General features: G+C 62.6%; 9 protein-coding genes. 8 read left to right on the top strand and 1 reads right to left on the bottom strand.

Annotated elements, in window-relative coordinates:
- Nucleotides 1-123 precede the first annotated feature (123 nt).
- Both V1280_RS10550 and V1280_RS10545 read left to right on the top strand, forming a co-directional pair.
- The gene (locus V1280_RS10550) at nt 124-2,184 is read left to right on the top strand and encodes an FAD-dependent oxidoreductase (RefSeq protein WP_334522720.1); all 2,061 of its coding nucleotides are present in this window, start codon (nt 124-126) and stop codon (nt 2,182-2,184) included.
- Between the two features lie 135 nt (nt 2,185-2,319).
- Nucleotides 2,320-4,353, top strand: a complete 2,034-nt coding sequence (locus V1280_RS10545; protein ID WP_334522717.1) for an ABC transporter ATP-binding protein — start codon at nt 2,320-2,322, stop codon at nt 4,351-4,353.
- Here the strand turns inward: V1280_RS10545 and V1280_RS10540 are convergent.
- Nucleotides 4,260-5,519: an FAD-dependent oxidoreductase gene (locus tag V1280_RS10540; protein WP_334522714.1), complete on the bottom strand. Its 1,260-nt coding sequence runs from the start codon at nt 5,517-5,519 to the stop codon at nt 4,260-4,262. The genes V1280_RS10545 and V1280_RS10540 overlap by 94 nt on opposite strands.
- Nucleotides 5,520-6,186: 667 nt before the next feature.
- On the opposite strand from V1280_RS10540, the gene rpsL reads away from it, so the two are divergent.
- The 6 genes from rpsL (at nt 6,187) to rplC (ending at nt 11,542) form a co-directional block, all read left to right on the top strand.
- Nucleotides 6,187-6,558 (top strand): 30S ribosomal protein S12, encoded by a 372-nt coding sequence (gene rpsL / locus V1280_RS10535; protein WP_007603006.1) that lies wholly within the window; start codon nt 6,187-6,189, stop codon nt 6,556-6,558.
- A gap of 15 nt (nt 6,559-6,573) precedes the next feature.
- Nucleotides 6,574-7,044, top strand: a complete 471-nt coding sequence (gene rpsG, locus V1280_RS10530) for a 30S ribosomal protein S7 (protein WP_148750332.1) — start codon at nt 6,574-6,576, stop codon at nt 7,042-7,044.
- Nucleotides 7,045-7,077: 33 nt separating this feature from the next.
- A complete protein-coding gene (gene fusA, locus V1280_RS10525) occupies nt 7,078-9,150 on the top strand; it encodes an elongation factor G (protein WP_148770522.1) in 2,073 nt (690 codons plus the stop codon).
- A gap of 40 nt (nt 9,151-9,190) precedes the next feature.
- A complete protein-coding gene (gene tuf, locus V1280_RS10520) occupies nt 9,191-10,381 on the top strand; it encodes an elongation factor Tu (RefSeq protein WP_148770523.1) in 1,191 nt (396 codons plus the stop codon).
- Between the two features lie 82 nt (nt 10,382-10,463).
- The gene (gene rpsJ, locus V1280_RS10515; RefSeq protein ID WP_002712302.1) at nt 10,464-10,772 is read left to right on the top strand and encodes a 30S ribosomal protein S10; all 309 of its coding nucleotides are present in this window, start codon (nt 10,464-10,466) and stop codon (nt 10,770-10,772) included.
- 53 nt (nt 10,773-10,825) lie between these two features.
- The gene (gene rplC / locus V1280_RS10510) at nt 10,826-11,542 is read left to right on the top strand and encodes a 50S ribosomal protein L3 (RefSeq protein ID WP_148770524.1); all 717 of its coding nucleotides are present in this window, start codon (nt 10,826-10,828) and stop codon (nt 11,540-11,542) included.

The raw sequence follows: 11,542 nt of genomic DNA, 5'->3' as shown, positions 1-11,542 counted from the left end.
TGCTTGTTGCGGTGCAGGATCAACCTTTGTTCATCTTCCCTTCAGTCAGAAAAGCGCTTCTGCTAGGGGAGCTTAGACCGGTGGTCCCGTGACGGGGGCAGGGCCGGAGACCACGGAACTGACATGCTTGATCTCGCAATCGTAGGCGGCGGCCCCGGCGGGCTGATGAGTGCCTGGTACCTGAAGCGTAAGCTTGGCGACCTCTGCCGCATCACCATCTACGAAGCCTCCGACCGGCTCGGCGGCAAGATCGTCACGCGCAAATTCGATTCCGCGCCGGCGATGTACGAGGCCGGCGTCGCCGAGATCTACGACTACTCGATGACGGGTCCCGATCCGCTGCGCGAGCTGATCCAGCATTTCGGCCTGCAGACCATTCCGATGGATGCCGAGCAGGTGCAGTTCGGCGGAGAGCTGCTCAACGACGTCGCCGGCATGCGCCGCAAATACGGCGCCAAGACTGCGGCTGCGATCGAGTCGTTTCGCAACCGCTGCGCCGACCAGATGTCGCCGATCGAATATTACGAGGGCGTCGGCGCCCACGACAACGAGAACCCCTGGGCCTACAAGACCGCCGAGCAGGTGCTCGACGAGGAGGTCGAGGACGAGATCGCAAAGCGCTTCTTCAAGGTGATGGCGCGCTCCGATATCGCGACCGAGAGCCACAACACCAACGGCCTCAACGCGCTCAAGAACTATCTGATGGATGTCGATGGCTATATCGGCCTCTATTCCATCCAGAACGGCAACGAGCAGCTGATCGAATGCCTGCAGTCGGAGGTTAACGCCGACATCCAGCTCAATCATCGCGTGCTCACCGTCGGCAAGGCGCCGACCGGCCGCTATCAGCTCAAGATGATGAATGGCAAGGGACCGGAGACGCGCGACTTCGATCTCGTGCTGGTCTGCCTGCCGCATTCCTGGCTCTCCACGATGGGGTGGGAAGGCGAGCAGCTGCGCAAATCGATGGTCAAGCACGTCTCTTATTTCGACCGTCCCGCGCATTACCTGCGCGTCTCGATCCTGTTTGATTCCCCGTTCTGGGGAGACAAGATTGCCGGCGCCTGGTTCATGTCGGAAGCCTTCGGCGGCTGTTGCGTCTACAACGAGGGCGCGCGCCACGACGTCGGCAAGCACGGCGTCCTGAACTGGCTGATTCCCGGCTCCGATGCGCTGGCCTTCGCCAATCTGTCGGATCAGGAGCTGATCGACGCCGCGCTGAAATCGCTGCCGGCTTCGCTAGGCGATGCGCGTGCGCATTTGATGGAAGGCAAGATCCACCGCTGGCTGTCGTCGGTGAACGCTATACCCGGCGGTCTGCCCGTGCGCGACGTCATGACGAATCACCGGCCCGAGCCGAAGGAGCATCCCGGCATCGTCGTGGTCGGCGACTATCTGTTCGACTCCACGCTGAACGGCCTGCTCGACTCCTCGGACGCGGCGACCGACATCATCCTGACCGAGATGATGCGGCTGCGCCGCGAGCACGCCCAGGACGGCAAGCCTGTCTCCGACAAGATCGACCGCGATTATTTCGAGAACTATCGCGGCGTCGGCCCTTATAGCGAGGCGTGGAGCCACTTCACCGATCCCGACTATTTGACGAAACTGATCGGCATCGTCTGGGGCAAGGCCAAGGGCGCCAAGCTGCTGGTCGCGGGCTCCGCCAGCGGCGAACTCGTCGGCGCGCTGCGCGATCGCGGCATCGATGCCTGGGGCATCGAAAACAACCGCGCGATCCACGCCAAGACGCCGAAGGCGCTGAAAAAGTACAACAAGCTGGGATCGATCCTGGACATGCCGTTCAAGGACGGCGCATTCGACCTCGTGTTCGAGACCAGCCTCTGCCACGTTGCCCCGAAGCAGGTGGTCCGCGCGATCCGCGACTTGAATCGCGTGGTCAAGACCGGCCTCGTGTTCGGCTCGATCACCTCGGACATGGCCTCAGTCGTGGTCGACCGCTACGACCTGTTGCGTGGGGTCAAGAAGCTCGGCACCTGGTGGGAATGGTCTGAACTGTTCTTCGGCAACGGCTTCGATCTCGCGATGCACCGCAAGGACTGCACCGACGCGCTCTGGGCGGCGACGCTCGCCGCCAACAAGGGCCCGGGGCAGTGGTATGCCGACGCCGATAGCTTGCGCTATTCCTTCTTCGACAAGGTCGAGGACGAAGACGACGACTAGCATCACAGGACGGATGAGTTCGCCAATTGTTTTGCCGAATTCATCCTGATCGCATAGAATCGGTGGACGTAGCGGCGTTCCGCTATTTCCCTGCTTTCTCTGCGGTCATGCCGGCCGTCAGCATCGGTTGGTTTCATGGCGTCCAAGCCTCTCTCGCCCGACAAACAGAAGCTCGCCCCGCAAGAGGCGGCCGAACTCGAGGATAAGCTCGCCACCGGTGCCGAGCCGGAGCTGGAAGACGACGAGGACGACGAAGACGACGACGAGCTTGAGCTCGACAACGATGATGACGAGGACCTCGTCGTCTTTACCGCCCGTGAAGCCGCCGGCGCGCTCGCGACCATCCTAGGCTTCGTCAAGCCGTTCCTGTACAACTACAAGCGCATCCTGGGCTATGTGGCGTTCGGCGTTCTGGTCGAGACGCTGTTCAACGTCATCATGCCGCTCAGCCTGAAATATCTGATCGACGACGCGCTCGGCGAGGAGGATTTCCAGGCACTCTACAAGATCCTCGGCGTTCTCGCGGTTGCCGGTATCTTCACCTCGATCGTCGCGGTCTGGTACGAGCGCTGGGATGCGCGGCTCGCCGCCTGCATCATCTCCGACGTCCGCAAGCGCCTGTTCGAGCACGTCCAGGACCTGCCGGCGGCCTATTTCGGCCGAACCAAGCGCGGCGAGATCCTGTCGCGCTTCTCGGTCGACCAGGCTGCCTTCGAGGGCTCGGTCAAAACCTTCGCCAACAGCGCGGCATTGCCGTTCCTGGAGTTGATCGCCGGCTGCATCCTCATGGTGTTCCTGAACTGGCAGCTCGCGGTGGTCGCGTTGCTGGTGTTCCCGATCACGCTGATTGGGCCGCGCATGCTCACCCCGAAAGCGGTGCAGGCCAATTACGAGCAGAAGCTCAACGAAAGCGCGCTGCTCGGCATGGTGCAGGAGAACGTCGCGGCGCAGGCCGTGATCAAGGCGTTCAGCCTGCAACGCAGGATGTTCGGCTTCTTCAATTTCCGCAACGACGAGACCCGCCACAGGATTGCGTCCGCCGCGTTTCTGTCGACCATGGTGGAGCGGACGGTCACCATCTCGGTGCTGCTGTTGCACCTCGTCGTGCTCGCGATTGGCGCTTATCTGGCGACCAAGGGCCAGATCACCATCGGCACCTTCGTCACCTTCGAGAGCGCGTTCTGGGAAGTCTCCTACAACATCGCCCACGTGATGCATTTCATCCCGGTGTCGATCTCCTCGGCCGCCGCGATTCGTCACATCCAGGAGTTGCTCGACGAGCCCACGCGCGGCGCCGATCGTCCGGGTGCGCCCGATCTGCCGCGCATCACCCACGACATCACCTTCGACCGCGTGACGTTCCAGTACGACGGCGGCCAGACGCCGGTGCTGGACAATCTCAGCCTCAAGCTCGATGTCGGCAAGAGCATCGCCATCGTCGGCCCTTCCGGCTCAGGCAAGAGCACGCTGCTCAATCTGATCCTGCGGCTCTACGTGCCGGACGAGGGGCGGGTCACCATCGACGGTGTCGACGTGCGCAAGGTGACGCTGGATTCGTTGCGCCGGAGCATGGCGGTGGTGTTCCAGGAGAACATGCTGTTCAACATGTCGATCCGCGAGAACATCCGGCTCGGCAAGGAAGGCGCGACCGACGAGGAGGTGGAGGAGGCCGCCAAGAAGGCCGAGATTCACCGCTACATCATGAGCCTGCCGAAGCGCTACGACACCCCGGTCGGCGAGCGGGGCGACACCTTGTCGGGCGGCCAGCGCCAGCGCATCGCGATCGCGCGCGCCATCATCCGCAATCCGTCCGTGCTGCTGCTCGACGAAGCCACCTCGGCGCTCGACCAGACCACGGAGGCTGCGATCAACCGCACATTGCTGAAGGTCGCCAAGGGCCGCACCATGATCTGGTCGACGCACCGCCTCTCCTCGGTGGTCGAGATGGACGAGATCATCGTGATTTCAGGGGGCAGGGCGATCGAGCGCGGTTCCCATGCCGAGCTGCTCGCCAAGAACGGCACCTATCGCAAGCTGTGGAACGACCAGACCCATCAGCCGCATAGCGCAGCGGCTCAGGCCGACGACGACAGCGATGACGACGAAGACGACGAGGATGAGGACGACCTCGACGAGGATGATGAGGGCGAGGACGATGAGGAGGAGTGACCGAGGAAGTTCGGCTCCAGATGGACCACGCCTCCCAGTCGCCGCAATAATCCCTGGCTCGACCACGCCATGAAGCGCGCCCAGCGCTGCGCGGTCCAGTACGGGCTCGTCGCAATCGACACCGAGCGGAAGTCGAAGGCTTTCGCCGCCGACCATTCGTCGCAGGCCCGCTTGACCGGGTCGGCGTAGAAGGCGGCGATCTTGTCCGCATCCATCCCGTCGGACGCCAACCATTGCGGGATGTGGACGTTGCAGAGCCGCTCGACATCGGTGAATACCCTGTCGCAACCGGTGCCCGCGACCGGGCAGGAGGTGGCGAAGGCATCGCCCACCAGCGCCACGCCGGGCTGATGGCTGGCATCGTTCACATAGAGATCGACCGGGCGGATCTTCAGCTCGCCCAAAATGTCGAAGGCGCCGGTGATGCGTTTGAGCCGCGGCAGGGCGGCGTCCAGCGTCGCGGCCGGCGCGCGGCGCAGCTCGCGCAGCCAGGGATCGTCGAAGCCGCGGTACACGAACAGGTTGGCGCGCATCCGCGTGCCGATCGGAAACAGCGTGATGTAGGGGATGCGGTCGCTCGGCCGCTCCGAGAAATAGGTCAGGGCCGGGAAGTCGAACGAATTCCGCCCGGCCGGCACGACGTCGAATCCGATCGAGATCGAATGGCAGGCGCTGATGATGTTTCGCGTGATGCCAAGCTGGTGGCGCAGGCCGACATTCAGGCCGTTGGCGAGCACGACCAGGCGGGTCGAGATCGTCTCGTCATTGGCGAGCGCGATTCTCGACCGCTCCGCGCTGGTCTCGACCGACACCGCCTTGGTCCAGATTCGCGCGACGGTTTCGGGAATCTCGTCGCGGATCGCGTTAACCAGGGAATCGTAGGGGATGTTGAACTGCCGGCTCGGCGCCTTGTCGAGGAGATGCCCGAACCGCGCGATCCAGTTCTCGCCGGAGAAGGTCGCGCGGCGCAGCACCGAGTCGGCGATTCCCGTCCGCTCGAATCGCTCGACCTGTCCGTGACCGCTGAGTTTTTCGACGCGAAAATCGGCCGGATAGGTCTCATGCGGGTCGATCAGCACCGCCGAAATGCCGGCACGCCCGAGCATCGCGGCGGCGGTCGAGCCGGCAAGTCCCCCGCCAATGATGGCAATATCGGTGTACCGCATGGCGCTTGTCTCTGCCGAAGAGGGCAGATTGACGCATCAAGAGGAAAAAAAGCCTTAGCGCGGGTTATAAAAGTATATTTCTTCCGGGTATAATTGCCGCCGGGACTGGCGGAACCGGGACTTCGATCCCATATCGGGGAGGCGCGAGAAGAGGGCGAACAGCCTTTCTTCAGGCGCGATAAGCGCTTTCCGATGGTCATTTCACCTTGACTTGACCGATTCTCACTTATAGAAAGCGCCTCACTTGACGACAGGCGGTGAGCATAGCCAACGTCGGAACGGGCCACCCGTTTGATCCCTCTGGGGTCGCAGAACGGGCACCAACCTCGACGAATGCCGCTCAAACGCTGTCGATTATAGCTAGGCAATGCCAGTGCGATTCTAGATCTCTTGAGCTCGCTCTCTAGAGATCGAATTCGGATGCATGACCTCGGTGCGCAGGCCGTAGCTCTACGCTGATCGGCCTGAAGACTGCGGTCCTCTGTGGCGTCGTAACGCTTTCCGCTCAGTGATTGAGCGGTTGGCGCGATTTCGCTTTGTGCGGATTGTTCCGTGCGAGGCGGGCCCCGTCGGGCGGGTAGCGCGACAAGAATTTGCGGTCCCGGTAACGGGCCGCGGCAAGACAGCGGACCCGCAAGGGACTGCGATAACAAAGGGTAAGGCCAGGATGCCGACGATCAACCAGCTGATCGCTCAACCGCGTGAAGTGCAGAAGTCGCGCAAGAAGGTGCCGGCGCTGCAGCAGTCGCCGCAGAAGCGTGGTGTTTGCACCCGCGTCTACACCACGACCCCGAAGAAGCCGAACTCGGCGCTTCGTAAGGTTGCCAAGGTGCGCCTGACCAACGGCTTCGAGGTGATCGGCTACATCCCGGGTGAAGGCCATAACCTCCAGGAGCACTCGGTGGTCATGATCCGCGGCGGTCGCGTCAAGGACTTGCCCGGCGTGCGCTACCACATCCTCCGCGGCGTTCTGGATACCCAGGGCGTCAAGAACCGTAAGCAGCGTCGTTCGAAGTACGGCGCCAAGCGTCCGAAGTAAGCGGGAACCAACTCAATGTCTCGTCGCCACTCAGCGGAAAAGCGCGAAGTTCTTCCCGATCCGAAGTTCGGGAACATCATCGTCACGAAGTTCATGAACTCGGTGATGTACGCCGGCAAGAAGTCGGTCGCCGAAGGCATCGTCTATGGTGCATTCGGTCTCATCGAATCCAAGACCAAGCAGAACCCGCTCGGCGTGTTCGAGCAGGCACTCGAGAACGTCATGCCGACGATCGAAGTGCGCTCCCGCCGCGTCGGCGGCGCGACGTATCAGGTTCCGGTGGAAGTTCGCTCGGTGCGCCGTCAGGCGCTGGGCATTCGCTGGCTGATCTCGGCTGCGCGCGAGCGCAACGAGAAGACGATGACCGAACGGCTCTCGGCTGAGCTCCTGGACGCGTCGAACAACCGTGGCAACGCCGTCAAGAAGCGTGAAGACGTGCACCGGATGGCGGAAGCCAACCGTGCCTTCTCGCACTATCGCTGGTAACGGCGAAACAAACGGACTCGCAAGGAACAGCCCATGCCCCGCCAACATGCCATCGAAGACTACCGTAACTTCGGTATCATGGCGCATATCGACGCCGGCAAGACCACGACGACCGAGCGCATCCTCTATTACACCGGCAAGAGCCACAAAATCGGCGAGGTGCACGAAGGTGCCGCGACGATGGACTGGATGGAGCAGGAGCAGGAGCGTGGCATCACGATCACCTCGGCTGCGACCACCGCGTTCTGGGCCGGCAAGCGCCTGAACATCATCGACACCCCCGGCCACGTCGACTTCACCATCGAAGTCGAGCGTTCGCTGCGCGTGCTCGACGGCGCCGTCTGCGTGCTCGACTCGAACCAGGGCGTTGAGCCCCAGACCGAGACCGTCTGGCGTCAGGGCGACAAGTACAAGGTTCCGCGCATCGTCTTCGCCAACAAGATGGACAAGACCGGCGCCGACTTCTTCAAGTGCCTGGCCGATATCGTTGACCGCCTCGGCGCCAAGCCGATCGCGATCCAGCTTCCGATCGGTGCCGAGAACAACTTCAAGGGTCTCGTCGACCTCGTGAAGATGAAGGGCATCGTCTGGAACGACGAGTCGCTCGGCGCGAAGTTCGACTATGTCGACATTCCGGAAGATCTGGTCGAGCAGGCCAAGGAATACCGCGAGAAGATGGTGGAAGCCGCCGTCGAGCTCGACGACGATGCTTTGGCTGCCTTCCTCGACGGCAACGAGCCGGACGAAGCAACGCTGAAGCGGCTGATCCGCAAGGCGGTGCTGACCGGCGCGTTCTACCCCGTGCTGTGTGGCTCGGCCTTCAAGAACAAGGGCGTGCAGCCGCTGCTCGACGCCGTCGTCGACTATCTGCCGTCACCGATCGACGTGCCCGCGATCAAGGGCACCGACGATCGCGGCAACGAGGTCCTTCGCAAGGCCGACGACAAGGAGCCGCTCGCGCTGCTCGCGTTCAAGATCATGGACGACCCGTTCGTCGGCACCATCACCTTCTGCCGCATCTACTCCGGCGTTCTCCAGAGCGGCACCGGCGTCGTGAACTCGACCCGCGAGAAGAAGGAGCGCATCGGGCGCATGCTGTTGATGCATGCGAACAACCGCGAAGACATCAAGGAAGCCTATGCCGGCGACATCGTCGCCCTGGCCGGTCTGAAGGAAGCGCGCACCGGTGACACGCTGTGCGATCCCGACAAGCAGGTGATCCTGGAAAAGATGGAATTCCCCGAGCCGGTCATCGAGATCGCGATCGAGCCGAAGTCCAAGGCCGACCAGGAAAAGCTGGGCGTGGCGCTGGCGAAGCTCGCTGCGGAGGATCCGTCCTTCCGCGTGTCGACCGACCAGGAGTCCGGCCAGACCATCCTCAAGGGCATGGGCGAACTCCATCTCGACATCAAGGTCGACATCCTTCGCCGCACCTACAAGGTCGACGCGAACATCGGCGCGCCGCAGGTGGCGTTCCGTGAGCGCGTGACCAAGAAGGCCGAGGTCAAGTACACCCACAAGAAGCAGACCGGTGGTACCGGTCAGTTCGCCGAAGTGTCGATCGTCGTCGAGCCGAACGAGCCCGGCAAGGGTTACGAGTTCGAGTCGAAGATCGTCGGCGGTGCGGTGCCGAAGGAATACATCCCCGGCGTCGAAAAGGGCCTCAACAGCGTGATGGGCGCTGGCGTGGTCGCGGGCTTCCCCGTGGTCGACGTCAAGGTTCAGCTCGTCGACGGCAAGTATCACGACGTCGACTCGTCGGCGCTCGCCTTCGAAATCGCATCGCGCGCGGCTTTCCGCGAAGCGCTGCAGAAGGGCAAGTCCGTCCTGCTCGAGCCGATCATGAAGGTCGAAGTGGTGACCCCGGAAGACTACACCGGCTCGGTCATCGGCGACCTGAATTCCCGGCGCGGTCAGATCCAGGGGCAGGACATGCGCGGCAACGCCAACGTCATCAACGCGATGGTGCCGCTCATGAACATGTTCGGTTACGTGAATAACCTGCGCTCGATGAGCCAGGGTCGCGCAACCTTCACCATGCAGTTCGACCACTACGCAGAAGCGCCGGCCAACGTGTCGGCAGAAGTCCAGAAGAAGTTTGCCTGATTGTCGTCGGTCTCGAACTGACGATTGAACGGAGAGTCAAATGGCCAAAGCAAAGTTTGAACGTAACAAGCCCCACTGCAACATCGGCACCATTGGTCACGTCGACCATGGCAAGACCTCGCTGACCGCGGCGATCACCAAGATCCTCGCTGAAACCGGTGGTGCGACGTTCACGGCGTACGACCAGATCGACAAGGCGCCGGAAGAGAAGGCGCGCGGCATCACGATCTCGACCGCGCACGTCGAGTACGAGACCAAGAACCGCCACTACGCCCACGTCGACTGTCCCGGCCACGCCGACTACGTCAAGAACATGATCACCGGCGCCGCCCAGATGGACGGTGCGATTCTGGTCGTGTCGGCCGCTGACGGCCCGATGCCGCAGACCCGCGAGCACATCCTGCTCGCCCGCCAGGTCGGCGTTCCCGCGCTCGTCGTGTTCCTCAACAAGTGCGACATGGTCGACGATCCGGAACTGCTCGAGCTCGTCGAGCTCGAAGTCCGCGAGCTGCTCTCGAAGTACGACTTCCCGGGCGACAAGATCCCGATCATCAAGGGTTCGGCGCTTGCCGCTCTCGAAGATTCCGACAAGAAGCTCGGCCACGACGCCATCCTCGAGCTGATGAAGAACGTCGACGAGTACATCCCGCAGCCGGAGCGTCCGATCGACCAGCCGTTCCTGATGCCGGTTGAAGACGTGTTCTCGATCTCGGGCCGCGGCACCGTCGTGACCGGCCGTGTCGAGCGCGGCATCGTCAAGGTCGGCGAGGAAATCGAGATCGTCGGTCTCCGTGCGACCCAGAAGACCACCGTCACCGGCGTCGAAATGTTCCGCAAGCTGCTCGATCAGGGCCAGGCCGGCGACAACATCGGTGCGCTGCTCCGCGGCACCAAGCGCGAAGACGTCGAGCGCGGCCAGGTGCTGTGCAAGCCGGGTTCGGTCAAGCCGCACACCAAGTTCAAGGCTGAGGCTTACATCCTCACCAAGGAAGAGGGCGGTCGCCACACCCCGTTCTTTACCAACTACCGTCCGCAGTTCTACTTCCGCACCACCGACGTGACCGGTGTCGTGCATCTGCCGGAAGGTACCGAGATGGTGATGCCGGGCGACAACATCGCGATGGAAGTGCACCTGATCGTGCCGATCGCGATGGAAGAGAAGCTCCGCTTCGCGATCCGCGAAGGTGGCCGCACCGTCGGCGCCGGCGTCGTCGCTTCGATCATCGAGTAATTACGAGAATAGGGATCGGCGAGTAGCGGATGGTGACATTCGCTATTCGCTATTCGCCACCCAACGAAGAGAGACCACGGCAATGAACGGCCAAAATATTCGTATCCGTCTCAAGGCGTTCGACCATCGTATCCTCGATACGTCGACCCGCGAGATCGTGAACACGGCGAAGCGCACCGGTGCGCAGGTTCGCGGACCCATTCCGCTGCCCACCCGCATCGAAAAGTTCACCGTCAACCGTTCGCCCCACGTCGACAAGAAGAGCCGTGAACAGTTCGAGATGCGCACTCACAAGCGTCTGCTCGACATCGTCGATCCGACCCCGCAGACCGTCGATGCTTTGATGAAGCTCGACCTGGCCGCCGGTGTCGACGTCGAGATCAAGCTCTAAGATTTTTGGATCACGTTCGCCACTAGCGGACAGAAAGAACAGGAAGCACGCCGATGCGCTCCGGAGTGATCGCACAAAAGGTCGGGATGACGCGGGTCTTTACAGAGGCCGGCGAACATATCCCCGTGACCGTGCTGAAGCTCGGCAATTGCCAGGTCGTAGGCCACCGCACTGAAGAGAAGAACGGTTATGTCGCGCTCCAGCTTGGTTCTGGCAGCCGCAAGACCGTGTACATGCCCAAGGCAGAGCGCGGCCAGTTCGCGGTCGCCAAGGTCGAGCCGAAGCGGCAGGTCGAGGAATTCCGCGTTTCCGCGGATGCCATGATCCCCGTGGGCGCCGAGATCCTCGCCGACCACTTCGTCGTCGGCCAGTTCGTCGACGTCACCGGCACCTCGGTCGGTAAGGGCTTCGCCGGCGGCATGAAGCGCTGGAACTTCGGCGGTCTGCGCGCCACGCACGGCGTGTCGGTCTCGCATCGCTCGATCGGTTCGACCGGTGGTCGTCAGGATCCCGGCAAGACCTGGAAGAACAAGAAGATGCCCGGCCACATGGGTGTCGATCGCATCACCACGCTCAACCTCCGCGTTGTTCAGCTCGACGTCGAGCGTGGCCTGATCCTCGTCGAAGGCGCCGTTCCCGGCTCCAAGGGCGGCTGGATCCGCGTGCGCGACGCCGTCAAGAAGCCGCTGCCGAAGGAAGCTCCGAAGCCCGGCAAGTTCAAGGTTGCAGGCGGCGAAGCGGAAGCCTCGGCCCAGCAAGAGGGTGCGTGA

The sequence above is a fragment of the Bradyrhizobium sp. AZCC 2230 genome (assembly GCF_036924495.1).
Classification (GTDB): domain Bacteria; phylum Pseudomonadota; class Alphaproteobacteria; order Rhizobiales; family Xanthobacteraceae; genus Bradyrhizobium; species Bradyrhizobium rifense.
Note: the sequence above shows the minus strand (reverse complement) of the source record. Positions and strands in the feature narration are given on the sequence as shown.